Raw genomic sequence first — 25,349 nt, 5'->3', positions numbered from 1 at the left:
CGGCCGGGCGGGACGGGCGGCCGGACGCCCGGCGTCAGGGGGTCGGCATGTCCCGGCGGCGCAGGCCGGCGAGCCCCACCACCGCCAGTGCGGCGGCCACCGCCGTCAGAACCACCAGCGGCGTCGCCGTCACCTCGCCACCGGGCAGGTGCGGCAGGTGCGTGTACGGCGAGATGTCCATCACCCACTGGTCCAGCCGCACCGCGCCACCGACCAGGAACAGCAGCAGGCAGGCCGCCAGCGCGCCCCAGCCGACCGGGGAGAGCCGGGGCAGCGTCCCGAACAACAGCACCGCGATCGCGGCCAGTACCCAGACCGCCGGCAGCTGTGCCATCGCGCCGGCGACCAATCGGGGCACCTGCCCACCGACGTCGTGGGCGGTCGACCCGTACGTGATTCCCATCGCCAGCCCGCTGGCGAGAAGCGCGACCGCCGGGCCCAGGAACGTGAAGAGCAGGTGGCCCGCGGCCCACCGCAGCCGGCCGGTCGCGGTGCTCAGTACCGGCTCGGCGTGCCCGCTGGTCTCCTCGTCGCGCAGCTTCAGTGTGGCCTGGATGGCGTACGCCGCCGCGATGAGCCCGAGGATGCCGATGCTGCCGGCCAGGTCGCTGTCGATGACTCCGGCGGTGCCCCCGACCCGCGCCACGATATCCGCGAAGGTCTGGTTGTCCTGAGCCATGTCCCCGACGCTCTTGGCCACGCCGCCGAACACGATACCCAGCAGGGCGAAGCCCACCGCCCAGCCGAGCAGCAGACCGCGGTGCAGCCGCCAGGCCAGCGCCAGCGGCGAGCGCAGGCCGGCGCCGGCGGATGCCGGACCGGGGCGGGAAGCCAGCAGGCCGGAGCCGACATCGCGGCGCGCGGACAGCGCGACGGCCACCCAGACGAGTACCGCCGTGACACCGACCGCGAGCGCGAGTGGCCACCACCGGTCGCCGCCGTACGGGCGGATCCGCTGCACCCAGCCGATCGGTGACAGCCAGGACAGCCAGGACACCGCGCCGCTCCCGATAGCGCTGATGTCCCCGGCGAGCCGCAGCACGTACGTCGCCGCGAGTACCACGATCGCGATCGACCGTGCGCTGCGGGCGCTCGCGGTGAGCTGGGCGACGACCGCGGCGAGCGCGGCGAACATCCAGCCGGCGGCGGCGAACTCCAGGCCGAGCGCCCAGGAGCCGGCGGCCGGCAGGTCCTGGCTCATCAGGCCGAGGGCCACCAGCGCGCCGAGGACCAGGTTGGCGACGCAGGTGGTCAGGACGGCCGCGGCCAGGCCGGCGTACCGGCCGACGACCGTCGCGCCGAGCAGTTCGCGGCGCCCGGTCTCCTCCTCCATCCGGGTGTGCCGGATGACGGTGAGGATGGTGAACAGCCCGATCGCGACCGGGATGAACCCGGCCCGCCAGGCGACCAGCTCGCCGAGGCTCGACCCGAACAGCCGGCCGTAGAGCGCGACAAACCCAGCGTTGTGCGCGCTCTCGTCGGCGTAGGTCTGCCGGCCGGCGGCCGTGGGGAACAGCCCGTTGATGGATGCCACGTAGCCGATCGGGATGATGGCGATCCAGACGACCCACAGCGGCATCAGGACCCGGTCCCGCCGCAGGATCAGCCGGACCAGCCGTCCGGTGCCCACCAGCTCGTTCATCGCGCGACCTCCGCGCCGGCGCCGGAACCGCGCGGGGCGGCCTCGCCCTTGCGGTCGTACAGCCGGAGGAACAACTCCTCCAGCGTCGGTGGCTGGCTCACCAGGCTGCGTACACCGACCGCGGTCAGCTGGCGCAGCGCGGAGTCCAACGCCTCGGTGTCGACGTCGAAGCTCACCTTGCCGTCCTCCGCGTGCAGGTGATGAACCCCGGGCAGGGCGGCCAGCCCGTCGGCGGGTGCGGACAGCTCCGCGCGGATCGAGGTGCGGGTCAGGTGGCGCATGTCGGCGAGGCTGCCGGTCTCGACGGCCCGGCCGTCGCGGATGATGGTGATCCGGTCGCAGAGCGCCTCGACCTCGGAGAGGATGTGACTGGACAGCAGTACGGTGCGGTCGCCGCGCCGCTGCTCGTCCCGGATCGCCTCGCGGAACACCTCTTCCATCAACGGATCGAGGCCCGAGGTCGGCTCGTCCAGCACCAGAAGCTCCACATCGGACGCCAGCGCGGCGATCAGCGCCACCTTCTGCCGGTTGCCCTTCGAGTAGGCACGGCCCTTCTTGCGGGGATCCAGGTCGAACCGCTCCAGCAGATCGGCGCGGCGTTGCTTGTCCAGTCCGCCGCGCATCCGGCCGAGCAGGTCGATCACCTCACCGCCGGTGAGATTGGGCCACAGGGTCACGTCTCCGGGCACGTACGCCAGCCGGCGATGCAGCGCGGTCGCGTCGGACCACGGATTGCCGCCGAGCAGTTGGGCGGTGCCCGCGTCGGCCCGGGTGAGGCCCAGCAGGATCCGGATGGTGGTGGTCTTCCCCGCCCCGTTGGGACCGAGGAAGCCGTGTACCTCTCCGGTGTGCACGCTCATCTCGAGCCCGTCCAGGGCGCGGGTGCGCCCGAACGTCTTGACCAGACCCTCTGTGCGAATCGCCTCGGTCATCTCGCCTACTCCTTTGGGCGCGCCTCATTCCGCGCGCCGCCTTCGGGGGAACGTGCGATGAACCGGTCGAGCGCCTCGAACGACATCGCGGCCTCTTCCGGGGTGAGCAGCGGGTGGGCGAAGATGTCCACCATCGCGGCGAGCATCCGGGCGTTGCCTTCCGGCGTGCGCACGTCGGCGCCCATCGCCCGGGACACCTGCTCGGGCATGGCGAAGACGCCCATCTGCATGACGACGAACACCGCCGCGTAGGCGCGCAGGTCACGAGGCACGATGCCGTGGTCGGTCAGCCACTGCTCGCTGAGCCGAACCATGTCGTCGAACCTCGCCGCCGCCGCCTCGGAACCGTCCAGGAACGACCGGGCCAGGTAGCGCTGCATCAGCATCGCCACCGGATGGACGGTGCCCATGAATGCCTGGTCGCGAGACCTTCCCTCGGTGAAGATCTGCTGCCGGATCTGGTTCATCCGCTCCACCGCGTACGCGTCGCAGGCGTCGCGCAGCGCCTCCTTCGACCCGAAGTGGTGCCGAACCAGCCCGGAGGACACCCCGGCGGCTTTCGCGATCTCCCGGATCGTGGCCTGGTCGATGCCACGATCGGCGAAGATCCGCAGCGCCGCGTCCCTGATCCGGGCGCGGGCCGTCAGGTCCTCCGGAGCCCGGTCGCCGCCCGGGTCGATCGTCACCGCCGACCTCCTACACGCATCGGCCGAAAACTGCTCACGAGTACAAGATACTACACACGTGTGTAGTCCCGCGACTCCCGTACCCGCGACTCCCGTACCCGCGCCACCGTCACCGGGCCGGCACCGCCCCGTCACCGCTCCCGGCCCGGCAGCGGCCGGCCGGTGACCCCGGGCCGATAGAGTGCCGGCATGGGTGTCGAGGTTGAGGTCGTACGCGAGGCGTCCGAAGAGCTGGTCAAGGCGCTCGGCCGCCTGCTGCCCCAACTGTCCCGCTCGGCGCCGCCGCTGGACGCCGACGGGCTGGCCCGCCTCATCTCGTGGAACGGGAACATTTTCCTGGCGGCCCGCGTCGACGGCGAGATCGTCGGCATGCTGACCCTGGTCACGTTCCCGATCCCGACAGGGCTGCGCGCGTGGATCGAGGACGTGGTGGTCGACGAGTCCGCACGCGGCCGCGGAGTCGGCGCCGCGCTGACCCTGGAGGCCGTCCGACTGGCCCGGGCGGCGGGGGCGCGGACCGTGGACCTGACGTCCCGGCCGTCGCGGGAGGCGGCCAACCGGCTGTACGAGCGGCTCGGGTTCCAGCGGCGCGACTCGCGGGTGTACCGGCTGGCCGAGGCCGAGTAGCGACTGGCGGACCCCGTCGGCGTCCGAGCGCGGCCCTCGCGAATGGGCGATGCACCAGGGAGCGGAGTTCAAGCATGAACGAACTTGAACTCCGCTCCGGCTGCCCGGCATCCGTCAAACCGGCTCGCCCGCATCAGTAGACGCGGACGAACCGGCTCGCGCGTATCAGTAGATCCAGACGGTGGTGCCGATCGGATCCAGGTTCTTGGCCCAGATCCAGTCAATCGCGGAGTTGCTCACCCGCACGCAGCCGTGCGAGGCGGGATAGGACGGTACGGAGCCGTCGCCGTGGATCGCGTACCCACCGGTGAAGTAGCGCGGCCGGATCAGCAGGCCGAGCGACGACCGGTGCGGAGCGTCGATCACCCGGTAGGTCTTGAAGTGGCCCTTGGGTGTCTTGGCGACGTTGCGGGTGCCCTGGTCGTAGTAGACGTATCCGCCACCGGTCGAGGTGTTGAGGATGTAGTCCACGTGGCCATTGGTCACGAACATGAGCAGATCGCGGCTAAGGTCCACCTCGATGATGTGACCCGAGGTGCTCCTCGCCTTGGGACGGGTGCCGGCGTCGAGCGCCTTCTGTGTCGCGGCGGTCACCGTACCCGAACGGGACAGCTTCGCCGCCTTCTGCAACGCGAAGACGGCCTGCTGGGTAACCGAACCGAACTTGCCGTCGGCGTTGCCGACCCAGTAGCCGAGCGACGTCAACTGTTGCTGGAGATGCACCACGGCCGGGCCGGAACTGCCCATCCGCAGTGGGCCGGCGCTGGCTGTCCGCGTCGGCTTCGGGCTGGGCGCCGCGGTGGTCGGCGCGGTGCTCGGTGCGGCGCTCGGCGTCGGGTCGACCGTCGGGTCGACCGTCGGCGCGGTTGTCGCCGGTACCGGCGAGGCGGTCGCCGCCGCGGCGACCGATCCGCTTGGTGCCGACGACGCGGTATCGGCCGACGACGGCTTGCAGGCCGCCGCGGCGAGCATGGTGGCCACCGCCACCGCCGCGAGCACCGCTGGCCGGGCGATTCCCAACAGCCCGGTGGTACGTGCGGTACGAACGGGATTCATCACCACAGTCTATGTCAGCCTCGTCGATACCACTGTCCGCCGAACCTCCCCTCAGACCTACCCGAACGCGGTGGTGTCGAGGACGAGCTTGCCGCCCGATCCCGGCCAGGCGAAGGTGTTCTGCGCGGGGTCGAACACCATGCGAAGAGAGTGCCCATTGGACGGCCCCGGTGGGCCGAACGTTCCGGCGGCGCCGGTGACCACATCCCAGACGAAGTCCTGCACGCGGTCGTTGGGCAGGTCCTGCATGCCGATCACGAACCGGCCGCCGCCGAACACGGAGGTCGGCCGAGCCCAACTCGTTTCCACGTAGCCGCTGCCGTCCGGATGCTGTACCGCCATCCCGCTGACCAGGCCCTGGGCATGGCTCGCCTCGCCCAGGCACCAGTCCGGTGTGCAGGACATGGTGTTTTCGGAAGAACCATCCATCGCCGTCAGCTTCGTGGCGGGGTTCGGCCGGGCCGCTATGCGCGCGCCGGTCAGCACGTTGAGCAGTTCGAAGTTCGAGCTGGGCGCCGTCCCGGCGTCCGGCGAATCGGTGGGCGGCTCGTTGCTTCCCCAGGCTCCGGTCACCGCGTGGTGGCCGATGCTGCTGTCGATCAACTGCGGCTGGCCGCCGGTTCTCGGCACCGAATACATCAGGCCGGGTCCACCAGCGAGCATCGCGCCGTATCCAATACCCCCGCCCGTCTCTTCGAAGATCACTCGGTCACCCACCACGGACACCATGCCCGGAGTCACCGACTGGTCGCCGGGCACGGTGGCCACCAGCTTCGCGCTGTGGGCGGTCAGCGTGGACGCCCAGATCTCGGTGGTCCACTGGTGGTCCGTTCCCGCGGCGTACGCCATCCAGGCGACCCCGTCCTTGGTGGCATTGGCCTCCTGGGGGAGGTACCTGATGGTGCCCTGACCGGCCGACGCGACGCTCAGTACGGTCAGCGTGTCGCCGTGCCGGGTGTCGAGCACCGCGATGTCTCCGTACCGGTCCTTCTCGGCCCGGACTGCGATCAGGTACCGGCCATCGCCCAGCGAGCCACAGACCGTGTAGTCACGACCGTCCGGGAGCCGGTCCTGCAGCAGACGCACCTGGCCCGGCCAGACCTGCTGGGCGGGGCGCAGGTGCGCCAGGTCCGGCGCTTTGGCGGGCGGCAACGCGGACGGCGTGGGGGCGACGCCGTGCCCGGGCACCGAAGCCCGGTGGTGCGGCTTCAACGGGCCGTACCCGGCCGCGAAGCCCAGCGCCAGCACCACGACGACGGCGAGAGCCACGGTGGTCGCGGTACGCCGGCGGCGCAGCACCCGCATCCGGCGGCGCACCTCGGGGACCGGGTCCGGCGCCGCCTGAACCGGGTCGGCGAGCGCGTGTAAGCGGGTACGCAAATCGTCCTCGGTCAGCATCACGCCACCGCCGTCACAGTCTCGCTGCCGGTCAGCGCAGCGCGCAGCCGGGCCAGCCCCTTGGATGTCTGGCTCTTCACCGTGCCGACCGAGCAGTTCATGACCGCTGCCGTCTCCGCTTCGGTGAGATCGTCGAAGTATCGCAGCACGACCGCCGTACGCTGGCCGGTCGGCAACTCCAGCAGCGCCCGGCGCAGCGCGTCCCGGTCGTCGGACCGGCCGGTCGGGTCTTCGCCGGCCCGCTCCGGCAGTGCGCCGGTGGAAACCTCCGCGCGACGCCACCGCCGCCGCCACAGCGAGCGCTGCTCGTTGACGATGGCCGTCTTCACGTACGCCTCGACGCGTCCCGGGTCGATCCGGCGCCAGCGCAGCAGGGTGCGGGCCAGCGCGGACTGGACGATGTCCTGCGCGGTCGCCTCATGGCCGCAGAGGAGAAACGCGAATCGGGTCAGCGCCGGTGTTCGCGACCGAACGAACTCGTCGAACTCGCTATCCGCTTCCACGTTTCTTAGATGCGAATCTGCCCGCGAAGGTTGCCACGCCCGGCACGGCAACTCCGTGTGCATCGATGCGGCTACGTTCCGTGGCCATCGACCGAAAGCTGCACGACCGGGTCACCGTGACATCATCTGCGCATGGAGATCGCAGGTCGCGTCGTCGTGGTCACCGGCGCCTCGTCGGGCATCGGTGCGGCCACCGCCCGTCTCGCCGCCGCGCGCGGCGCCCGGGTGGTGCTGGCCGCTCGCCGGGTGCCACGGCTGGAGGAGTTGGCCGCCGAGCTGCCCGACGCGCTGGTGGTACCGGCGGACGTCCGGGAGCCGGAACAGGTCCACGACGTGATCCGGTCCGCGGTGGACCGCTACGGCACGGTGGACGTGCTGATCAACAATGCCGGGCAGGGGCTGCACGTACCGATCGAGGACATCAAGCTCGACGACTTCGCAGCCGTCATGGAACTGAACGTCTACGGTGCGCTCGCCGCGATGCAGGCGGTACTGCCGGTGATGCGGGCGGGTGGCGGCGGCGCCATCGTGAACGTCAGTTCCGGTACCTCGCGGGCGGTCATTCCGGGGGTCGGCGGGTACGCGGCGAGCAAGAGCGCGCTGAACATGCTCTCCCAGGTGGCCCGCGCCGAGTTCGCCCCGGACAATATCGTGGTGTCACTGGTATACCCGTCGGTGACCGCGACCGAGTTCCACTCGGTGCTGCGGGCCGGCACGTACGCGGGCGGCGGCCGGTTCGCGCCGCAGCGTGCCGAGCAGGTCGCGGAGGCGATCCTGCGGGCGGTCGACACCGGCGAGCCGGAGGTCGTGCTGGCCCACACCCCAGCCTCATGAGCGCCGGCTACTTCAGCATCGACCGGGTCATCCGGCGCACCGCGATCCACATCGCGGCCCCACCGAAGGCGAGCAGGTAGGCCAGCGGCACCAGGGCGCCCCAGCCGGCGTCGCCGAGGGCGGGCTCGCGGATCAGCTGGATCGACTGGTACAGCGGCAGGATCTCGATGACCGGCCGGACCACCGCCGGGTACGTGGACAGCGGATAGAACGTGGTCGCGAACAGGTACATCGGCAGCATGACCAGCTGGATGTACTGGAAGTCGGTGAAGTCGCGCAGAACCGTGGTGACCGCCAGCCCGCCGGCGGCGAACGCGAACCCGACCAGTACCGAGGCCGGAACCGCGAGCAGTACGGCCGGCGAGGTGACCAGCCCGGCCACCGCCATCACCACGACAAACCCGATTGACGTGAGTACCGCGTTGATGACCGCGCTGGCCACTTCCCCGAACGCGATATCGGTGACCGACACCGGGGTGGGCAGGATCGCCTCGTACGTGCGCTCCATCCGGATCCGGCTGAATACCCCGAAGCTGGTCTGGTTGAACGCCGTGTTCATGGCCGTGGTGGCCAGGATCGCGGGCGCCACCCAGGCGGCGTAGCGCACGTGTACCCCGGGCACGGTGCCGACCAGCATGCCCACCCCGACGCCGATGGACACCAGGTACAGCACCGGTTCCACCATCGCCGACAGCAGCGGCGTGATCGACCGGCGGTAAATCATGAAGTTGCGCTCGACCATCGCGAGCGTGCGCGACGGCGTCGCCGCCGGCACCGGCGGGCGGGCGGTGGCGAGCGAGGTCATCGGGGCCTCCGATCGGTCGCGGTCACGGGTGCAGCCGCCGGCGGTACGCGACGCGGGCGGCCGCGATGCCGGCCAGCGCCAGTGCGAGCAGGATGCCGGCGTGCAGGGCGGTGGCCGCGGCGGTCGCGGTGCCCAGGGACAGGGTGCGGCACAGCTGGGCTCCGTGGTACAGCGGCAGCAGATACGCGACCGGGCGCAGCCAGTGCGGCAGTTGCGCGATCGCGAAGAACGTGCCGGAGAACAGGTACATCGGCATGATGACGAACCGGAACACGGAGTTGATCCGCCGGGTCTGGCGCAGCCCGACCGCCCACGCGGCCGACGGTGCGGCGAACGCGAACCCGGTCAGCACGGCGCCGCCCAGCGTGGCGAGCGCCGACCAGCCGTGGGTGGCGCCGAACAGAACCATCACGAGAGTGAAGGCGGCACTGGACGTGGCGATCCGGAACGCGATGAACAGCAGGTGCCCGCCCAGGATCTGGGCCGGAGACAGCGGGGTCGGGGTCGCCGCGCGGTACGCGCCGTCCGGGGCGGCCGCCCACGCGACCCGGTTGGTCGATTCGAGGTACGCGGTCTGCATGGACGCGGCGGCGAGCATCCCGGGCGCGAAGAACGCCAGGTAGCTCACGCCGGCGATGGGCGAGGACGCCTGCCGGTCCACCAGGTGCCCGATCCCCACACCGACACCGAGCAGGAACAGCAGCGGGTTGGCCACGCTGATCACGATCGTGCCGCGCCACACCCGCCGGTACTGCAACAGCCAGAAGCTGAACCCGCGCCACATGCCGGTCTCCCCTGAGAATGCGCGTTAGTCGATGAGCGATCGGCCGGTGAGCGTGAGGAACACGTCCTCCAGCGAAGCCCGGCGCACCAGTGCGGTCAGCGGCGAGAGGCGCAGCGCGTGGACTGCGGCAAGCGCGGCCTCGCCGTCGTCCGCGTACACCATGACGCGGTCGGGCAGCACCTCGAGCCGGCCGCCGTCACCACACAGCGCCGACGCGCGAAGCTTCTCCGCCGCCGTGTCCTGGTCGGTGAACCGCAGCTCAAGTACCTCGCGGGTGGTGTGCGCGGCGATCAGCTCGCGCGGCGTGCCCTGCGCGACGATGCGGCCGCCGTCCATCACCACCAGCCGGTCGCACAGCTGTTCCGCCTCGTCCATGTAGTGCGTGGTGAGGATGAGCGTGACGCCGTCCTGCTTGAGCCGGAACAGCCGGTCCCACAGCACGTGCCGGGCCTGCGGGTCCAGGCCGGTGGTCGGCTCGTCGAGCAGCAGGATCTCCGGCTCGTTGATGAGCGACCGGGCGATCGTCAACCGGCGCCGCATGCCGCCGGACAGGACCTCGACCTGCTCGTCGGCCTTGTCACGCAGTTGCGCGAAGTCGAGCAGGGATTCGGCGCGCTCGCGGATGACCGCGCGCCGCAGGCCGAAGTAGCGGCCGTAGATGTAGAGGTTTTCCCGTACCGTCAGCTCGCGGTCCAGGCAGTCGTCCTGCGGCACGACGCCGAGCCGCGCCCGCACCTGCGGCCCCTGCGCCACCGGGTCGAAGCCGAGCACCCGCAGGGTGCCGCCGGTGATCGGCGACGTCGCACTGATCATCCGCATGGTGGTGGACTTGCCCGCGCCGTTGGGCCCGAGGAAGCCGAACGCCTCGCCGCGCCGCAGTGCGAAGTCGATGCCGTCGACCGCCCGGAACTCGGCTGACGAGCCGCGCGCCGGGTAGACCTTGGTGAGCCCGCGGGCCTCGACGAGGGGTGTGTCGGTCACCCCGGCAGCGTAAGAAATTTAGATCCAGTCCGCAATCGATTACCGCTTCAGTGCAAAATTTTGCGATCAGCGTAACGAGCCACGGTCCGCCCGGATTCCGTCACGCGTCACTCCCCGACGCCGCTTCAGAGCACGCAGAACTCGTTGCCCTCGGGGTCGGCCATCATCACGTGATCGGGCCGCCCGTCCAGCACAATCTCGTGGAGCACGGTCGCACCCGCCTCGGTGAGCCGGGCCACCTCGGACGTCACCCGTGGCCACCGGACCTCCCACGGCACCTGACGCCCTCCCCCGACCTGGACGTCCAGGTGGACACGGTTCTTCGCGACCTTCGACTCCGGCACCTTGAGGAAGGAGATGCGCGGCAGCACTCCGTCGGGGTCCACCAGGTAGGCGCCGTCGTCCCACTCCTGCTCGGGGACCCCGACCTCGACGAACCACTCCTGCCAGCTGCCGTAGCCGGCGGGCGGAGGAGCCTCGACATAGCCCAGCGCCAGGCTCCAGAACTCGGCCAGCGCGGCCGGCCGCGCGCAGTCGATGGTCAGCGTCCACTTCGTCGTCATCGGACTCCCCCTCGGTTCGGCCGGTCGGCGTTTATGTCTACAGTGGACGATCGCCCGCGGCGGCGACCGCGCACCGCTCGATCTCGAACACCGGCAGCGTACGGTGGCGTGGCGCGAGGTACCGCTGTTCGTACTCGGCCGGGCCGGCGTCGTCGAGCAGGCTCAAACCGTACCCACTGAGCACCGCGGCCAGCGAGTCCGGCGGGAACCCGGTCTTCCAGTGCATGCGTCGAACCAGCGACGCGTACTTCGGGGAGGTCAGAACCCACTCCGGCAGGTAGGTGAAGACCAGCCGGCTGCCGCCTGGCAGGGAACCGGCGAACGCCAGGGCCTCGTCCACGGCGGAGCGCCGCAGGTACATGCAGACCCCCTCCCAGATCAGCAGAGCCGGTACCGTCGCGTCGAAACCCGCCTCCGCCAGTACCGTCGGGAGAGGTCGGGTCTCCAGGTCGACCGGGACGTAGCGCACGTTGGCCGGCGGAGCCCCCAGCACGCGCCCGATCGCCGCCCGCTTGGCCGCCTGCACCTCGGGCAGGTCCAACTCCCACACCGGCAGGCCGTCCAGGCCGGCGAGCCGGTACGGCCGGGTGTCCAACCCGGCGCCGATGATGACCACCTGCCGCACGCCGGGCAGCGCTTCCGCGGTCGCGTCGTCGACGGCACGGGTGCGGCAGACCATGCCGCCCACCAGGCCGGGTGCGATCCGGCCCATCGCCGCGACCAGCAGCTTCCGCAGCGGGGCGACCCGGACGAGGACGGCCGGCGGACCGGTGAGCAGCCGTCCGGCCAGCGGATCGTCGAACAGGCGCTGGTCGGGGTCGACATGCTGTTCGATCGCCTTCATCGTGCCCGCGCCGAAGGCGGTGTTCTGGGTGCGTCGAGTGGCCATGGCCGGGGATGCTATCGCGATATGTCGCGATAGACAATCCGGAGCTACATGCCCTGGTCGTGGTACCGCAAGAGAACGGTGAGCAGTCGGGTGAACTGCTCCCGCTCCGCTTCGGTCAGCGGGGCGAGCACCTCGTCTCCCAACTCGGCGAGCAGCTTGTCGAGCTTGAGCAGTTGCCGGCGCCCCTGGCGGGTGAGCGTGACGACGTTCCGGCGCCGGTCCGACGGGTCGGCCGCGCGCTCCACGAAGCCCCGGTCGGTCAGCTCGTTGATGACCGCGACCAGGTCGCTGCGGTAGATGCGGGTGCGGTCACTCAGCTCCGCCTGGCTGGCGGCGCCGAACTCGTCGAGCGTGGCGAGCACGGCGTAATGCCACTTGCGGGCATCCACCCGCCCGAGCGCCTCGTTCACCCGGCGGTCGGAGTGCATGGCCGCCAGGGACAGCAGCCGGGTCGGCAGGTTTCGCAGTCGCGCCGCCGCGACCAGCTCAGGCGTGCTCTCAGTCACCCGAGCATCGTACCCATTGCGTTAGTCCCACTAACAATCTAACTTCGTTTGTGTGACTAACGTTAGTGTGACGAACGATTGCGAGGCGCGACCATGCCGGTGACGAACGTGCTGGACTCGACGATGCACCACGAGGAAGCCGGCAGCGGCGCGCCGTGGGTCTTCCTGCACGGCAACCCCAGTTCCTCCCACCTCTGGCGCAACGTGCTGCCCGCGGTCGACCTGTCCGCCCGGCTGCTGGCCCCCGACCTCATCGGCATGGGCCGGTCCGGGAAGCCGGACCTGCCGTACCGGTTCGCCGACCACGCCCGCTACCTGGACGCCTGGTTCGACCGGCTCGCGCTGGACGAGGTGGTGCTCGTCGGTCACGACTGGGGCGGATCGCTCGCCTTCGACTGGGCGGCCCGCCATCCCGGGCGCGTCCGCGGCGTGGCGTTCTTCGAGACGATCGTGCGGCCGATGTCGTGGAGCGAGCTGGGCGACGGACCGCGCTCGCGCTCCGAGGCCATGCGCGGCCCGCGCGGCGAGGCGCTGGTGCTCGACGACAACTTCTTCCTGGAGTCGGCCTTCACCCGCGGGGTGCTCAATCCGCTGAGCGAGGAGGACATGCGGGCGTACCGGATGCCGTACCCGACCCGGGAGAGCCGCCGCCCGATCCTGGAGTGGGCGCGCTCGCTGCCGCTGGATGGTGAGCCGGCCGACGTCTTCGAACGGATCCAAGGGTACGGGAAGTGGCTGGCCGGCAGCGGCGACGTACCGAAGCTGCTGCTCACCTTCGACTCCTCGCCGACCCTCGGGATCGGGCCGGAGCTGGCCGAGTGGTGCGCGGCGAACATCGCCGCGCTCGAGACACAGCACGTCGGACCGGCCGGTCACCATGCGCCGGAGGACCAGCCCGAAGGGATCGCCCGTGCGATCACCGACTGGGCGCGGCGGCACCACCTGTCCGGCGAACGCGGCCGGCACGTATAGCGGACGCATAGCGGGCGCATCAACGGCGCGGCGCAACCTGAGCGCACCACTTTCTTCACAAGGGAGAACCGATGAGGATATTCGGTGCGTGGCAAGGCAGATTCGGACGGCGGGTGTCCGCGCTGGCGGTGGCTGCCGTTGCCGCGGCCGGGCTGGGCGTGCTCGTCGCCCCCAGTCCGGCGAGTGCTGAGCCGGCGTACTACCTGTATCAGACGCCTCAGGGCGTGGTCGGCCCGTGCGGCTCCGCGCTCAGCATCGGTGCGTACTACGGATACGCCACCTTCAGTTCGCCGTACTTCTACCAGAACACTCCGACCGAGGTGTGGTGGGAGACGCCTGACGACCAGGTGTGGGAGCACGACGAGCAAGGGTTCAGCAGCGCCGACGTCTACAAGGCATGCTCCAACTACCAGTACACCTACCGTTACTACGGCGCGAACAAGGTCCACCGGACGGTGACGACCAGGTACCACTGCATCGACGACGAGCTGAGCTGCCTGTACTGGGGCACCACGTACAGCGCCTGGACAGCCAGTTGGTGGTGATTCCCGGTGACGCGGCGGTCTGCCAGAACGGGGGGTGGACCGCCGCACATCGCGCCGGCGCTAGGTGTCCGCTCCGAGGCGGCTCAACAGCGCGAGAGCCTGCAACTCCCCCTGCCGGCCGCCGGTCTCCCGGTGGATGGCCAGCGCCTCGCGGGCGTCGTGGATCGCCTCCTTGAACTCGCCCGCGGCGAGTCCCAGCCGCGCCCGCTCGCCGAGCGCGTACCCCTCCAGCACGCGGTACCCGAGGGCGCGGGACTCCTCGATCGCCCGTTGAACGTCCGCTTCGGCCTGGGCCAGTTCGCCGACGGACAGCCGGATCGTGGCCAGCCCGATCAGCGCCTCCACCTCGACGAAGCGGCTGCCCGTCTCGATGGCCAGCCGGCGTGCCGCGGCGTGCTGGTCGAGGGCCGCGCGGTGGTCGCCGCAGCGACCGAACGCCCGGCCGAGGCTGTTGCGCGCCATGGCCTCGATCTGCAGGTCGTTGCCGGTGCTCATGAGGCGCACCGCCTCGGTGGCGCGCTGGAGCATCACGGCCAGGTCACCCCTGGCCCCCTCGACGTCGGCGAGGTAGATCAGCGCCAGCGTCTCGGCGTCGAGCCGGCCGACCTTACGGGCCAGGTTCAGCGACTCGGTCGCGTGCCGCAACGCCGCCGAGGGCCGATCCGTCAGAATCTCGATGTCGGCGAGGTTGCCCAGGATGACGGCGGTACTCGCGTACGACTGCCCTTCCCGGTGGAGGGTCAGGGCCTGGAGGTACCAGTTCTCCGCCTCAGCCAGCCGACCGGCCGACGCGGCGACGAGCCCGAGATTGCCCAGCGTGATCGCTTCGCCGGCACGCCAGCCCTCCGCCCGGTTGATGGGCAGGGCCGCCAGGAGATGCTCCAGGGCCTCAGCCGGTCGCCCCGTGTCGGCGACCACCGAGGCGAGATTCGTCAGGATCGCCGCCTGTGCCTGCGGCCATCCGACGTCGCGGCTCTGCGCCAGCGCCGCCGTGTAGTGCTCGATGGCCAGCGGGTACAGCCGCGAGCAGTACGACATCTGGCCGAGGCTGAGCCGGCCCGCCGCCTGCGCGGCCAGGTCCCCGCGCTCGGCGGCGGCGGCCAGCCCGGCCTCGGCGGCCCGGCGCCAGTCCAGCGTGCGGCGGGTCTGCCAGAAGTACCCGCGCAGGGCGTCGGCCAGCAGCCAGGCCACCGGCCGGGGACCGGCGAACTCGATGGCCGCCAACAGATTGGGCAGTTCGGCGGAGAGCCAGGCGCGGGCGTCGCCGTGGTCACCGAAACCGACCGGTGGCAGCCCCGCCGGTGCCGGCGGCAATTCGAGGCGGACTATCTGCGGGTACAGCAGCCGGGCGGCGGCATCGCTCTGGTGCAGGTACCAGCCGAACATCCGCTCCCGCGCGGCGTCGAGGTCCCCGCCGTCCGGTTCGCTCCCGGCGTGTTCGGCACAGAAGATGCGCACCAGGTCGTGCATCGCGTACCGGGTGCCGGCGGCGTTGAGCAGATGCCCGGCAGCCAACCGGTCGAGCGCGGTCTCGGCGCGGGACACCGACCAACCGGTGAGCGCGGCCGCGACCTCGGCGGTGAAGTCCGGACCGCGAACCAGGTCGAGCAGGACGAACAGCCGCCGCTCGTCGCCGGTCAACTGGACGTACGAGGCATCCATCACGGCCCGTACGGCGACCTGCGGGTCCTCGTCGATGGCCAGGCCGCCCAGCGGTCCGGCCGCCGCCAGCGTGGCGGCGTACTCGGCGATCGGGGTGGAGTGCTGATCGTCGAGGCGTGCGGCGGCGATGCGCAGCGCGAGCGGCAGGTGCCCGCACAGCCGGACCAGATCGGCGCAGGCGTCCTCTTCCGCCGTGATCCGGTCCGTACCCAGGACCGCGCGCAACAGCGCCCGCGCCTCGTCCTCGTCGAACACGTCGAGGGTGAGCCGACGGGCGCCCTGCGTGGCGACCAGCGCGCCCAACCGGTCGCGGCTGGTGACCACGACCAGGCACCGCGCGTCGCCGGGCAGCAGGGGCACCACCTGGTCGGCGTCGGCGGCGTTGTCCAGCAGGATCAGGAACCGGCGGCCGGCGACCAGGCTGCGGAAGAGCCCGGCCAACTCGTCCTGGCCGGTCGGGATCCGCTCCTCCGGCACCCGCAGGGTGCGCAGGAACCGGGCGAGCACGTCGGCTGGCCCGGGCCGCGGCCCCGGTCCGTAGCCCTCAAGGTTGGCGAACAGTTGGCCGTCGGGGAACAGGTGCGCGATCCGGTGCAGCCACCAGACCGCCAGGGCGGTCTTGCCGACCCCGCCGCGACCGACGATCGCAAGCGTGGTCAGCCCGCTGGCCGTCGCGTCGGGCAGCAGGCTGTCCAGCCGCGCCACCTCGGCGCCGCGCCCGACGAAGTCCGGTATGGCCGGGGGCAGTTCGGCCGGAGCCGGCCGCGCCGGCTGGGAGTCACCGTCGCCGCCGGGCGCCGCGGACGCGTCGTCGAACAGCCAGCGCGAGCGGTGGGTGGCGCGCAGTGCCGGGTCGTCCCGCAGGATCAGCAGCTCGACGCGCCGGATCTGCGGGCTCGGATCCAGACCGTACTGGTCGGCCAGTTGCCTGCGCAGGTCGCGTACGAGTGCCAGCGCCTCAGCCTGCTGACCGTTGCGGTACAACGCAACCATCAGCTGGCCGCGCAACCGCTCCCGCAGCGGGTACGCCTGCACCAACCGGCCCAGCTCGGCTGCGACCTCGGTCTCCCGTCCGAGATGCAGATCGATGTCGGCCAATTCCTCGTGCGCGGCAAGCCAGCGCTCCTCCAGGCCGGCCCGGGCGGCGTCGACGTACGCGCCACGCAGCCCGGCCAGCGCCGGCCCGCGCCACAGTGCCAGTGCCTGCCTCAACAGGTGCGCCGCGGTCTCCGAGTTGCCCAGGTCGATGGACTTCCGGGCACCGGCGAACGCCTGCGAGAACTCGGCGAGATCCAGCTCCGCCGGGCCGACCGCGATGCGATAACCGCCCTGCACGGTACCGATCGGGTCGGGCGCCCGGGATTCGCGGAACACCCGGCGGATCGCGTACACATCCGCTTGGATCTGCGCCCTCGCGGTCGCGGGCGCGATCCCGCCCCACATCGCCTCGACCAACTCCACCAACGGGACGATCCGGTTGGCAGACAGCAGGAGGTAGGCCAACAGCGCGCGCTCCCTCGGGCGATGCACGGCGATTTCGAGATCGTCGACCTGCACGGCGACCGGGCCGAGAACCAGGAACCGCACGGCGGCCCGATCCGGATCTTCCTGACCTGACTCGTGCCGAGCAGCCATCCGCCGAGCATACCGACGGCGGTCAATGGTTCATTTCATCCGATCGCTCGCTGATTTCCTCCGAATTCGTGAGGCCGTCAGTGGCTGCCGCCGCAACACGGCGTCGGGTTGGGGACCTCGAACGGGGCGATCCGCCCGGCCGGGGCCGGAGTGGCCACCAGGGTCAGTTCGCCGTCCATCCACTGTGGACGCACGAAGTCCCGGGTGTCGATCAGAGTGTCCGGTGCGACGGTCGGGTCCACGCCGCCGATGAGCTTCACCCGGCCGATCGCGCTCGCGGCGAGCAGGTCGGCGACGCTCAGTACGCCAACCAGCCGCTCCACGCCCGGGTAGATCACCGCTCGTCCCGCCCGTCCGGCGGCATGGTCGTCCGCGGCTGTCCGGGTCGCGCCGTCCTCACCGGTCGGCTGGTCCGCCCGGTACGGCAACCCGACGGTGTCCAGACCGGCCGGAGCGGCAAGGGTGATCACCACCCGGCGGCGACCGTGATGAACCAGATGGGTACAGGCCACCAGGCCGGGCACTGACGGCAGGTCCGCCAGCCAGTGCTCGGCCTCCACCGTGGTGGCGTGGCCCAGATCCAGGCCGTAGACGCTCATCGCTTGGGCAGCACCCAGATGGGGTTGGTGTAGAACCACAGGTCGGCCCACGGGTCGGCGGAACCGACCACGTCCATCGCCGGGCCGGCCGGGTCGATCGAGGCTCCCAGGAACCCGGGCGCGGTGCGCTTGCCGTCGGTGCCCCGCAGCCGAAGGTAGAAGCCCTGCTCCAGGTCGCCGAGGTGGTAGGTGAACGTCACCTGGCCGGACGGCTTGGTGACCTCGAACGACTTCACCACCTTGGTGTTCGGCGCGGTGAAGCTGTCCCGGTTCGAGACCGGGCCGGTGACCGCACCGCGGACCACGTCGACCCGGGAGAGCTTGGGCTGGAACTGCGCCCAGTTAGGTCCGCCGGCGAGGTTGACGGTGACGCTCAGCTCCACCGGTGTGCCGCGCCGGGCGACCAGCGTGTCACCGAGGGTCACCCAACTCCCGCCGGCGCTGACCCGCACGTCGATCCCGTCGATCAGGCCGCCGTGGTCGACCCAGACCCGGCCCGCGCGCAGCCCGGCCATGACGGCCGCGTAGGAGAAGTCGGCCGCGCCGACGTGGGTGCGGCTGTAGAAGCCGGGCCAGAAGTCGGAGAACGAGGTCCCCAGCGCCCCGCCGCCGTACACCGGGTCGTCGTACCGGCCGTTGGTGTTGAAGTCACCGCCGCCGCGTACCGCAGTGTCGGCGTAGACCTGGTGCGAGTCGGAGTTCGCGGTGATCCACCAGGGCTTGCCCTCGGCCAGTAGGCTGTCCCACAGCCCGCCCACGGTGGCGGTCATCCAGTCGAAACCACCCCAGGTGCGGTAGCTCTCCAGCGGGTAGTCCGGGAAGGAGGCGGCGCTGGGCGCGAAGTCATAGGCGCCGCGTCCGCCGCCCGGACCGAGCGGTGCGGGGATGCCCGACGCCTGGTGCCCGGGCGCACCCTCGAACCCGACCGCGATGTGCGGCTGCGCGTCGCGCCAGGCCCGCAGTTCGTGCGGCGAGTCGATGCCCTTGCGGGCCGGGTGGTTGGCCAGGAACAGGGCGTCCTGAACCCGCCGCTTCGCGACCGCGCTGGCGAGGAAGTTGACGCCGGAGACCGCGAGGGCCTCGTTCGCCGGGGTGGAGTCGGCGGTGTTGGTGACGACGCCGTCGAAGGTGTTCTCGAACTCCTTGAGGACCGCCACCTCGTTCTTGCCCGGGTGGACGAACACCGTGCCGTGCTCGGCGGCCGGGATGTTCCACTCCATGCCCTGGAACACCAGCGTGTCGTCGACTTCGGCCCGGGCCGCGACGATGTCGGGGTTGACCTTGTCTACACCGATCTTCGCGTGCTGGACGCTGCCGTGGTCGGTGATGACCATCCAGTCCAGGCCGTACGCGTTCGCGTGCCGGACGTGGTCGATGACGCGGTACTGGGCGTCGCTGCTGTACTGGGTGTGGATGTGGTGGTCGCCGGCCAGCCACAGGTACCCGTTGTGCCGGGAGTGGCCCGCCCAGGAACGGCCCAGCGGCGCGCCGTCGCCGTGCGCCGCGGAGACTCCGGGCGCCGCGAACGCACCCGCCGCCGCCGCGGCGGCACCCGCGCCGAGCACGCCGGCACCGCGCAGGAAGCGACGCCGGGAGACGTCGGTCGGGGACAGTTCGCTGTCGGGGATGGACTCGTCGAGGACCGGGGAAAGATCACCGTGGTCGTGATCGTGGTCGTGGGGATGCGGGTGGCCGTGTCCCATCAGAAGTCTCCTTCGCGGGCTCGATGACGTGTTCCAGCGCCAATCTCGGCGAGCACGGCAAACGGCGTCTGGCCCACATGCGAATCACCGGCAAACATGCAGCCACCTGCATTTATCGTTGCGCGGTCGGGCGCCCGTTCCGGCGGTGTTTCACCCGTTCTCGGCCGCCCGGACATTGTTTTACATTTGTAGAGATTTGCAATCGTGGAAATGTTCGGGCCATTGCTGGAATCACTGGGAATCCCGGTCGCGATTACTCGCGTACTTGCGCACTCACATACTCGTGCACTCAGCCGAGGCCGTACGCGGTCAGCGTGGCGGCGAGCGCGGCGTGCTGCGCGTGCGCCGAATAGCCCTCCGGATCGGCCGCGCCCAGGACCGCCGCACCCTCCACCATCGCGGCCAGCGCGGTCACCGCAGTCGTCACCCGAGCGCGCGGCCAGTCGGGCGCGGCGGCCGAGACGAGCCGGGCCAGGCGGTCGCGGAAGGCACGGTTGTGAACGCGGTGGGCCGCGGCAAGTTCCTCGTCGCTGACAGCCGCCGCGAGGAAGCCGAGCCAGACCACGGCGTGGGTACGGCCGTCGGAGTCGACGGCGAGGCTCTGGGCGAGTACTGCCCGCAGGGCGGCATGCGCGTCGGCGGCGGCCACCTCACGCGCCTCCATCCGCTGCCGGGTGCGCTCGTGTAGCAGCTGCCGGGCGTGCAGCAGCAGCGCCTGCCGGTTGGGGAAGCGGTGCATGACCAGGCCGGTGGTGCAGCCGGCGGTGGCCGCGACGGCGCGGATGGTCAGCCGGTCGAGGCCCTGCTCGGCGAGCACCTGCCAGACCGCCCGGGACAGCAGTTGTTCCTGAGCTGGGCGGTCCGCCGTGCGTGGCATCGGTCGCTCCCGGGATGAGTTCACGCGGCTGTAACAGACGTTACCGTAACATCTGTTCTCGGAACGGCTGTTACGAATCGGAGGCGGGCATGGCGGACTGGTTGATCGAGGAGCGGCCCTGGGACGACCCGGCCGGCGCCGGGCTGCGCGCGGCCCAGCGCGCCGAGCTGGACGCGCGCTACGGCTGTGACGACCACGAGCCGGGGACTCCGCCGTCGGCCGGCGACGTCGACGTGTTTCTCGTCGCGGTCGACCGGCGGGCCGGCACGGCGCTCGGCTGCGGCGCCCTGCGCCGGCTCGGCCCGGCTGTCGCGGAAATCAAACGGATGTACGTGGTGCCGGACGCACGGGGCACCGGAGTCGCGGCCGCCGTCCTGCGGGCCCTGGAGCGGGCCGCGCTCGCCCGCGGCTGGCAGACTCTCCGGCTGGAGACCGGCACCGGCCAGCCGGACGCGATCCGCTTCTACGAGCGCGAGGGATACCGCACCATCCCCCTGTTCGGTCACTACGTCGGCTCGCCGATCTCGGTGTGTTACCAGCGAATCCTGAGCTGAGCCGCCGCCGGTCGAGTCGTAGGCTGATCCCGTGGACCAGGAAGATCGCATCGCGCTGTTCCTCGACTATGAGAACCTCGCGCTGGGCGCACGCGAACACCTCGGCGGCATGGCTTTCGACCTGCGCCCGATCGCCGACGCCCTGGCCGAGCGGGGACGAGTGGTGGTGCGCCGGGCCTACGCCGACTGGTCGTACTTCGACGAGGACCGGCGCATGCTCACCCGGTCCCACGTCGAGCTCATCGAGATGCCCCAGCGCATGGGCGCCTCCCGCAAGAACGCCGCCGACATCAAGATGGCCGTCGACGCGGTGGAGCTGGCCTTCGAACGCGAGTACATCTCCACTTTCGTGATCTGCACCGGCGACAGCGACTTCACTCCCCTGGTCCAGAAGCTTCGCGAACTCAACAAGCGGGTCATCGGCGTCGGAGTCGAGAAGTCGACCTCGGCGCTGCTCCCGCCGGCCTGCGACGAGTTCCTCTACTACGACCGTCTCGAGGGGATCGAGACCCCACCGGCGCGCGGCCGGCGCACCCGCCCGGCACGGGTACCCAGCCCCGAGCCCCTACCGGTGGAGCAGGAACCAGAGCAGGAACCGGAGCCGCAACCGACCGGCGAGGAACCCGTTCACGACGTCGACGCGCTGGCCGGCCTCGTGGCCCAGACCGTGGCCGGCCTCCAGGGCAGTTCCAGCGGTGCGGTGACGGCCTCCACGCTCAAGCGCACCCTGCTGCGCAAGGACCCGACCTTCAGCGAGTCGAACTACGGGTTCCGCACCTTCGGCGAACTCCTGCGTCACCTCGCCGAGCGCAACGTGGTCGAGCTGGCCGAGGGCCCCGCCAAGGGCGATCCCGAGGTGTCCCTGCCCGAACACGGCGATCGGGAGGTGGCGTTCGGGCTACTCCGCGCCGTGGTCGCGGACCTGGCTGGCAACGACAGCACCGTGGCGCTGTCCGGCCTGAAGAACCAGCTCCGCCGGGTGCGGCCGGACTTCAGCGAGAAGAAGCTCGGCTACCGCAGCTTCCTGCAGTTCTGCAAGGCGGCGGCCACCAGTGGAGCCGTCCGTCTGCAGTGGAGCCCCGAGGCCGACGACTACCTGCTGACCACTCAGGCTTCGTGAGAGGCCGGAACGGCGGGGACGCGGCGGCGGGAACCGTCGGCCGGCGGCAGGTCGAGCCTGGCCGCCGGCCTCCGATATTCCGGGCGGTCGACCTCAGAGAGGTCGAACATTTGCCGCCTGAGGGCCCTTCTGGCCCTGGGTGATCTCGAACTCGACCTTCTGACCCTCAGCGAGTTCCCGGTACCCGCTGCTGGCGATGGCGGAGTAGTGCACGAATACATCGGCGCCGCCCCCGTCCTGGGCGATGAAACCGAATCCCTTTTCCGAGTTGAACCACTTCACGGTGCCTGTTGCCACGCAACTACTCCTTCGTCATCTGACCTGTGTTGATCAGTGAACCAGAGAAGAGAGTAGTACCACTACCGATCGTCCGCGACCGTTGTCGGTACGTGACATGCCGGGATTCCCCGTACGGGCCGTCTCGACGTCGGTCATGCTTGACCCCATGACGAGTCGACCAGGAGCAACTTCCTATCTGCAGGGCACGCTGATGGAGTCGACCGTTTCCGGACTCGATCGGCTCCGTCTGGTCGAGGCGCCCCTGGTTCCCGAGGTCCGCCTGCACCTGGCCGAGGACGCCATTGTCTGGTGGGCCCGGATGGAGGCCGAGACGGGCGGGGCGATGGCGGCTCCGTTCTGGGCCACCGCGTGGCCGGGCGGGCAGGCGCTGGCACGCTACGTGCTCGACCACCCGCGCACGGTGGCCGGCCGACGGGTACTGGACCTGGCGTCGGGATCGGGGCTGGTGGCCATCGCCGCCGGGCTGGCCGGGGCCGCGTCGGTCACGGCGAATGACATCGACCCGTACGCCCTGGCCGCGATCGGCCTGAACGCGAGGGCCAACGACGTGACCGTGCTGGTGTCCCCGGGCGATCTTCTCGATGGGGACGGCGACCCCGCCGATGTGGTGCTCGCCGGCGACGTCTTCTACAGCCGGGCCATCGCGGAGCGGATTTGGCCGTTCCTGCGCCGCGCGGCGGCCCGCGGCGCCCTCGTGCTCGTCGGTGACCCCGGCCGGGAACATCTGCCCGGTGAGCACCTGACGACCGTGGCGAGCTACTCGGCGCCCGAAGCCGGCACGTCCACGGAACCGCAGATCAGCCGGATGAGCGTGCTGCAACTGCGCTGACCGGCAACGGCGAGGTTGCCGGTCAGCGGCTGACCACCCGTCAGGCTTCGGACCCGCGGCGCAGCGGCGCTCCGACCTCGTGCAGGTACCGCAGCGCCTGACCGTACGACCCGATCAGGCCGGCCTCGGTGTAGGCCACGCCGATCTCGTCGCAGTAGTCCCGGACGATCGGCCGGGCGCGGCGCAGGTTCACCGACGGCATGCTCGGGAACAGGTGATGCTCGATCTGGTAGTTCAGTCCGCCGAGCAGCACGTTGATGAAATGGCCGCCACGCACGTTGCGTGACGTGAGTACCTGGCGGCGCAGGAAGTCCCACTGCTCCTGGTCGTCCTCGGACGGCATCTCCATGCCCTTGTGGTTGGGCGCGAACGTCGAGCCGAGGTACACCCCGAACAGCCCCTGCTGAACGGCCAGGAAGGCCAGTGCCTTGGCCGGCGAGAGCACCAGCAGCAAGGCGGCCAGGTAGGCGGCGAAATGCAGGACCAGCAGCCCGGACTCCGCCCACCGGTGCCGCAGAGAGGGCCTGGCCAGCGCCCTGGCGCTGTTCACGTGGAGGCTGAGTCCCTCCAGAGTGAGCAGCGGGAAGAACAGGTACGCCTGCCAGCCCCCCAGCAGTCGGGGAATGCCCCGGCTGGCCTCCGCCTGCCGCGTGGACCAGACCAGTACGTCCGGTACCACGTCCGGGTCCCGCTCTTCGTGGTTGGGGTTCGCGTGGTGGCGGGTGTGCTTGTCCATCCACCAGCCGTAGCTCATCCCGATACCGAGGTTGCCGGCGATCAGACCGGCGATCTCGCTCGGCCGCCGGGTGCGGAAGACCTGCCGGTGCGCGATGTCGTGCGAGACAAAGGCGAGCTGGGCGAAGACGATCGCCAGGAACGGGGCGACCAGCAACTGGTACCAGGAGTCGCCGACCGCGACGAACGCCGCCCAGCCCGCGACATAGAGGCCGGCGACCAGGCTGATCCGGGCGACGTAGTAGCCGGGACGGCGTTTGGTCAGGCCGGCCGCCGCGATGCGGCCGGACAGGGTCGCGAAGTCGCTGCCGCGGGTGGCGGGCGGCGTCACGGTGGCGGGCGGCGACATGGTGGCGATCGACATGCTCGACAAGACCTCAACTTCTGGCGGGCGTCGCGAGGGGGACGCGCGGAGAACGGCAGGTAAGGGCTGGTGGCAAGGTGTTCAACGGGCGTGCGATCAAAACGCTACGAGAACAGATGCCCGGGCCGCGTCCCGCTTGAGGCGCGAGTGGCAGCTAGTACTTAGGTATCAGCCGATGCCGGCAATTGGTACTTACGGCGTGCCCGGACGCCGGATCAGCCCGCCAGGCCGTTCTCGTAGGCGTAGACCACCGCCTGGGTGCGGTCACGCAGCCCCAGCTTGGTCAGCATGTTGCCGACGTGTGTCTTGACCGTCTGCTCCGCCAGCGTCAGCTCCGCGGCGATCTCCGCGTTGGACAGCCCGCGGGCAACCAGGCACAATACGCCCCGCTCGCGCGGAGTCAACGTCGCGACCGCCTGTGGACTCGGCCGCTCGTAGTGACGCCTGCGGGCGAAGTCGCCGATCAGCCGGCGGGTGACGGTCGGCGCCAGCAGGGCGTCCCCGCCCGCCACCACGCGTACGGCCGCGATCAGGTCGGCGCCGGAGGCGTCCTTGAGCAGGAAGCCGCTGGCACCGGCACCGAGCGCCTCGTACACGTATTCGTCCAGGTCGAACGTGGTGAGGATCAGCACCTTCGGCACGGGCGCGGCGTCCGGATCGCCCGACCTGCCCCGGTTATGCGCGGTCGGGTCACCGCGACAGGGATCGACGCCAACCGGGTTCCGCCCTCCGAGGATCTCCGCGGTGGCCGCGAGCCCGTCCAGCACCGGCATGCGTACGTCCATCACGACCACCTCGGGAGACAACTCGCGGCACAGTTCGACCGCGGCGCGCCCGTCGCCGGCGAGGCCGACCACCTCGATGTCGGGCGCGGCGGAGAGCATGGTCGCCAGGCCGTCGCGAATCATCTCCTGGTCATCGACGACCAGGACCCGGATAGTCACGTGAGTACCGTACCGTCCGGCCCGGAGCGGAACGGAAGTCTGCCTCACTCAGGTCGGGCGGGTGCCGTCGCCGCACGGCAGGTCCGCGACCACCGCGAACCCGCCGCCCTCCTGGGGTCCGGCCGACAGGGTTCCGCCGAGCATCGCCACCCGCTCCCGCATCCCCACCAGCCCATGCCCCCCGCCCGCCGGGGACACGAGTGGAACGTCGCAACCCTTGTCGACGACGGACACCCGAAGGCTGTCCCTGCTATAGCGGACGACCACGCTGACTTGTGCCCCGGGCGCATAGCGCGCCGCGTTA

27 protein-coding genes are annotated in these 25,349 nt (G+C 70.7%); 7 read left to right on the top strand and 20 right to left on the bottom strand.

The window, feature by feature from the left end; genetic code table 11:
• Positions 1-34: 34 nt before the first annotated feature.
• The 3 genes from Raf01_RS27870 to Raf01_RS27860 are packed head-to-tail and all read right to left on the bottom strand — an operon-like array spanning position 35 to position 3,260.
• Complete coding sequence (locus tag Raf01_RS27870; RefSeq protein WP_203920996.1) at positions 35-1,642, bottom strand: ABC transporter permease; 1,608 nt, start codon at positions 1,640-1,642, stop codon at positions 35-37.
• On the bottom strand, positions 1,639-2,574 hold the full coding sequence (locus tag Raf01_RS27865; protein WP_203920995.1) for an ABC transporter ATP-binding protein: 936 nt from the start codon (positions 2,572-2,574) through the stop codon (positions 1,639-1,641). Before Raf01_RS27865 ends, Raf01_RS27870 begins: the two co-directional genes overlap by 4 nt.
• Before the next feature lie 5 nt (positions 2,575-2,579).
• Positions 2,580-3,260, bottom strand: a complete 681-nt coding sequence (locus Raf01_RS27860) for a TetR/AcrR family transcriptional regulator (RefSeq protein WP_239133971.1) — start codon at positions 3,258-3,260, stop codon at positions 2,580-2,582.
• Between the two features lie 189 nt (positions 3,261-3,449).
• On the opposite strand from Raf01_RS27860, the gene Raf01_RS27855 reads away from it, so the two are divergent.
• Positions 3,450-3,887 (top strand): GNAT family N-acetyltransferase, encoded by a 438-nt coding sequence (locus Raf01_RS27855; protein ID WP_203920994.1) that lies wholly within the window; start codon positions 3,450-3,452, stop codon positions 3,885-3,887.
• Between the two features lie 165 nt (positions 3,888-4,052).
• Here the strand turns inward: Raf01_RS27855 and Raf01_RS27850 are convergent, their stop codons facing one another.
• From Raf01_RS27850 to Raf01_RS27840, 3 genes are read right to left on the bottom strand one after another with little or no spacing between them, the layout of a single operon-like run.
• Positions 4,053-4,943 (bottom strand): L,D-transpeptidase family protein, encoded by an 891-nt coding sequence (locus Raf01_RS27850; protein ID WP_239133970.1) that lies wholly within the window; start codon positions 4,941-4,943, stop codon positions 4,053-4,055.
• Positions 4,944-5,000: 57 nt separating this feature from the next.
• On the bottom strand, positions 5,001-6,341 hold the full coding sequence (locus Raf01_RS27845) for a hypothetical protein (RefSeq protein ID WP_203920993.1): 1,341 nt from the start codon (positions 6,339-6,341) through the stop codon (positions 5,001-5,003).
• Entirely contained in the window at positions 6,341-6,844 is a 504-nt protein-coding gene (locus tag Raf01_RS27840) for a SigE family RNA polymerase sigma factor (RefSeq protein ID WP_239133969.1), read from the bottom strand. The genes Raf01_RS27845 and Raf01_RS27840 overlap by 1 nt, the downstream gene beginning before the upstream one ends.
• 132 nt (positions 6,845-6,976) lie before the next feature.
• Between Raf01_RS27840 and Raf01_RS27835 the strand changes: the two genes are divergently transcribed.
• The gene (locus Raf01_RS27835; RefSeq protein ID WP_203920991.1) at positions 6,977-7,678 is read left to right on the top strand and encodes an SDR family NAD(P)-dependent oxidoreductase; all 702 of its coding nucleotides are present in this window, start codon (positions 6,977-6,979) and stop codon (positions 7,676-7,678) included.
• Between the two features lie 7 nt (positions 7,679-7,685).
• On the opposite strand, the gene Raf01_RS27830 is transcribed toward Raf01_RS27835, so the two are convergent.
• From Raf01_RS27830 to Raf01_RS27805, 6 genes are all read right to left on the bottom strand, one after another.
• Positions 7,686-8,483 (bottom strand): ABC transporter permease, encoded by a 798-nt coding sequence (locus tag Raf01_RS27830; protein WP_203920990.1) that lies wholly within the window; start codon positions 8,481-8,483, stop codon positions 7,686-7,688.
• Between the two features lie 22 nt (positions 8,484-8,505).
• Positions 8,506-9,267, bottom strand: coding sequence for an ABC transporter permease (locus Raf01_RS27825; protein ID WP_203920989.1), 762 nt, complete (start codon positions 9,265-9,267; stop codon positions 8,506-8,508).
• Between the two features lie 24 nt (positions 9,268-9,291).
• Positions 9,292-10,248, bottom strand: a complete 957-nt coding sequence (locus tag Raf01_RS27820; RefSeq protein WP_203920988.1) for an ABC transporter ATP-binding protein — start codon at positions 10,246-10,248, stop codon at positions 9,292-9,294.
• A 125-nt stretch (positions 10,249-10,373) separates the two neighbouring features.
• Positions 10,374-10,811 carry a VOC family protein gene (locus tag Raf01_RS27815; RefSeq protein WP_203920987.1) on the bottom strand — a complete coding sequence of 146 codons (438 nt, stop codon included), beginning with the start codon at positions 10,809-10,811 and terminating at the stop codon, positions 10,374-10,376.
• A gap of 37 nt (positions 10,812-10,848) precedes the next feature.
• Entirely contained in the window at positions 10,849-11,700 is an 852-nt protein-coding gene (locus Raf01_RS27810) for a class I SAM-dependent methyltransferase (protein WP_203920986.1), read from the bottom strand.
• A 44-nt stretch (positions 11,701-11,744) separates the two neighbouring features.
• Complete coding sequence (locus Raf01_RS27805; protein WP_239133968.1) at positions 11,745-12,206, bottom strand: MarR family winged helix-turn-helix transcriptional regulator; 462 nt, start codon at positions 12,204-12,206, stop codon at positions 11,745-11,747.
• Positions 12,207-12,299: 93 nt separating this feature from the next.
• Between Raf01_RS27805 and Raf01_RS27800 the strand changes: the two genes are divergently transcribed.
• Both Raf01_RS27800 and Raf01_RS27795 read left to right on the top strand, forming a co-directional pair.
• A complete protein-coding gene (locus Raf01_RS27800) occupies positions 12,300-13,178 on the top strand; it encodes a haloalkane dehalogenase (RefSeq protein ID WP_203920985.1) in 879 nt (292 codons plus the stop codon).
• Positions 13,179-13,249: 71 nt separating this feature from the next.
• Entirely contained in the window at positions 13,250-13,723 is a 474-nt protein-coding gene (locus Raf01_RS27795; protein WP_203920984.1) for a hypothetical protein, read from the top strand.
• Positions 13,724-13,783: 60 nt separating this feature from the next.
• On the opposite strand, the gene Raf01_RS27790 is transcribed toward Raf01_RS27795, so the two are convergent.
• The 4 genes from Raf01_RS27790 to Raf01_RS27775 all read right to left on the bottom strand — a co-directional run bounded on the left by Raf01_RS27790 (position 13,784) and on the right by Raf01_RS27775 (position 20,199).
• Positions 13,784-17,020 (bottom strand): AfsR/SARP family transcriptional regulator, encoded by a 3,237-nt coding sequence (locus tag Raf01_RS27790; RefSeq protein WP_203920983.1) that lies wholly within the window; start codon positions 17,018-17,020, stop codon positions 13,784-13,786.
• Positions 17,021-17,097: 77 nt separating this feature from the next.
• Positions 17,098-17,619, bottom strand: coding sequence for a hypothetical protein (locus Raf01_RS27785; protein WP_203920982.1), 522 nt, complete (start codon positions 17,617-17,619; stop codon positions 17,098-17,100).
• Complete coding sequence (locus tag Raf01_RS27780) at positions 17,616-19,322, bottom strand: PHP domain-containing protein (RefSeq protein ID WP_203920981.1); 1,707 nt, start codon at positions 19,320-19,322, stop codon at positions 17,616-17,618. The genes Raf01_RS27785 and Raf01_RS27780 overlap by 4 nt, the downstream gene beginning before the upstream one ends.
• Before the next feature lie 289 nt (positions 19,323-19,611).
• Complete coding sequence (locus tag Raf01_RS27775; RefSeq protein ID WP_203920980.1) at positions 19,612-20,199, bottom strand: TetR/AcrR family transcriptional regulator; 588 nt, start codon at positions 20,197-20,199, stop codon at positions 19,612-19,614.
• An 89-nt stretch (positions 20,200-20,288) separates the two neighbouring features.
• On the opposite strand from Raf01_RS27775, the gene Raf01_RS27770 reads away from it, so the two are divergent.
• Together Raf01_RS27770 and Raf01_RS27765 are read left to right on the top strand one after the other, a co-directional pair.
• Positions 20,289-20,753 carry a GNAT family N-acetyltransferase gene (locus Raf01_RS27770; protein ID WP_203920979.1) on the top strand — a complete coding sequence of 155 codons (465 nt, stop codon included), beginning with the start codon at positions 20,289-20,291 and terminating at the stop codon, positions 20,751-20,753.
• A gap of 31 nt (positions 20,754-20,784) precedes the next feature.
• Positions 20,785-21,873 (top strand): NYN domain-containing protein, encoded by a 1,089-nt coding sequence (locus Raf01_RS27765; RefSeq protein ID WP_203920978.1) that lies wholly within the window; start codon positions 20,785-20,787, stop codon positions 21,871-21,873.
• A gap of 93 nt (positions 21,874-21,966) precedes the next feature.
• On the opposite strand, the gene Raf01_RS27760 is transcribed toward Raf01_RS27765, so the two are convergent.
• Positions 21,967-22,170, bottom strand: a complete 204-nt coding sequence (locus Raf01_RS27760) for a cold-shock protein (RefSeq protein ID WP_203920977.1) — start codon at positions 22,168-22,170, stop codon at positions 21,967-21,969.
• Between the two features lie 193 nt (positions 22,171-22,363).
• Between Raf01_RS27760 and Raf01_RS27755 the strand changes: the two genes are divergently transcribed.
• The gene (locus tag Raf01_RS27755; protein ID WP_239133991.1) at positions 22,364-23,002 is read left to right on the top strand and encodes a class I SAM-dependent methyltransferase; all 639 of its coding nucleotides are present in this window, start codon (positions 22,364-22,366) and stop codon (positions 23,000-23,002) included.
• Positions 23,003-23,042: 40 nt separating this feature from the next.
• Here Raf01_RS27755 and Raf01_RS27750 read toward each other — a convergent pair whose 3' ends face one another.
• From Raf01_RS27750 to Raf01_RS27740, 3 genes are all read right to left on the bottom strand, one after another.
• A complete protein-coding gene (locus Raf01_RS27750; RefSeq protein WP_239133967.1) occupies positions 23,043-24,101 on the bottom strand; it encodes a fatty acid desaturase family protein in 1,059 nt (352 codons plus the stop codon).
• Between the two features lie 215 nt (positions 24,102-24,316).
• The gene (locus Raf01_RS27745) at positions 24,317-25,045 is read right to left on the bottom strand and encodes a response regulator (protein WP_203920976.1); all 729 of its coding nucleotides are present in this window, start codon (positions 25,043-25,045) and stop codon (positions 24,317-24,319) included.
• A 48-nt stretch (positions 25,046-25,093) separates the two neighbouring features.
• Positions 25,094-25,349, bottom strand: a 256-nt coding sequence (locus tag Raf01_RS27740; RefSeq protein ID WP_373319586.1) for a sensor histidine kinase, incomplete at its 5' end; no start/stop codon positions are given.

Origin of the sequence: Rugosimonospora africana (assembly GCF_016862975.1) — a bacterium.
GTDB classification, from domain to species: domain Bacteria; phylum Actinomycetota; class Actinomycetes; order Mycobacteriales; family Micromonosporaceae; genus Rugosimonospora; species Rugosimonospora africana.
Note: the sequence above shows the minus strand (reverse complement) of the source record. Positions and strands in the feature narration are given on the sequence as shown.

Bases quoted from the DNA above. Each gene is read 5' to 3' on its own strand.
- Raf01_RS27870 (WP_203920996.1), bottom strand. From the start codon at position 1,642: ATGAACGAGCTGGTGGGCACCGGACGGCTGGTCCGGCTGATCCTGCGG.
- Raf01_RS27865 (WP_203920995.1), bottom strand. From the start codon at position 2,574: ATGACCGAGGCGATTCGCACAGAGGGTCTGGTCAAGACGTTCGGGCGC.
- Raf01_RS27855 (WP_203920994.1), top strand. From the start codon at position 3,450: ATGGGTGTCGAGGTTGAGGTCGTACGCGAGGCGTCCGAAGAGCTGGTC.
- Raf01_RS27850 (WP_239133970.1), bottom strand. From the start codon at position 4,943: ATGAATCCCGTTCGTACCGCACGTACCACCGGGCTGTTGGGAATCGCC.
- Raf01_RS27845 (WP_203920993.1), bottom strand. From the start codon at position 6,341: ATGCTGACCGAGGACGATTTGCGTACCCGCTTACACGCGCTCGCCGAC.
- Raf01_RS27835 (WP_203920991.1), top strand. From the start codon at position 6,977: ATGGAGATCGCAGGTCGCGTCGTCGTGGTCACCGGCGCCTCGTCGGGC.
- Raf01_RS27830 (WP_203920990.1), bottom strand. From the start codon at position 8,483: ATGACCTCGCTCGCCACCGCCCGCCCGCCGGTGCCGGCGGCGACGCCG.
- Raf01_RS27825 (WP_203920989.1), bottom strand. From the start codon at position 9,267: ATGTGGCGCGGGTTCAGCTTCTGGCTGTTGCAGTACCGGCGGGTGTGG.
- Raf01_RS27815 (WP_203920987.1), bottom strand. From the start codon at position 10,811: ATGACGACGAAGTGGACGCTGACCATCGACTGCGCGCGGCCGGCCGCG.
- Raf01_RS27810 (WP_203920986.1), bottom strand. From the start codon at position 11,700: ATGGCCACTCGACGCACCCAGAACACCGCCTTCGGCGCGGGCACGATG.
- Raf01_RS27800 (WP_203920985.1), top strand. From the start codon at position 12,300: ATGCCGGTGACGAACGTGCTGGACTCGACGATGCACCACGAGGAAGCC.
- Raf01_RS27795 (WP_203920984.1), top strand. From the start codon at position 13,250: ATGAGGATATTCGGTGCGTGGCAAGGCAGATTCGGACGGCGGGTGTCC.
- Raf01_RS27790 (WP_203920983.1), bottom strand. From the start codon at position 17,020: ATGGCTGCTCGGCACGAGTCAGGTCAGGAAGATCCGGATCGGGCCGCC.
- Raf01_RS27785 (WP_203920982.1), bottom strand. From the start codon at position 17,619: ATGAGCGTCTACGGCCTGGATCTGGGCCACGCCACCACGGTGGAGGCC.
- Raf01_RS27780 (WP_203920981.1), bottom strand. From the start codon at position 19,322: ATGGGACACGGCCACCCGCATCCCCACGACCACGATCACGACCACGGT.
- Raf01_RS27775 (WP_203920980.1), bottom strand. From the start codon at position 20,199: ATGCCACGCACGGCGGACCGCCCAGCTCAGGAACAACTGCTGTCCCGG.
- Raf01_RS27770 (WP_203920979.1), top strand. From the start codon at position 20,289: ATGGCGGACTGGTTGATCGAGGAGCGGCCCTGGGACGACCCGGCCGGC.
- Raf01_RS27755 (WP_239133991.1), top strand. From the start codon at position 22,364: ATGGAGTCGACCGTTTCCGGACTCGATCGGCTCCGTCTGGTCGAGGCG.
- Raf01_RS27750 (WP_239133967.1), bottom strand. From the start codon at position 24,101: ATGTCGATCGCCACCATGTCGCCGCCCGCCACCGTGACGCCGCCCGCC.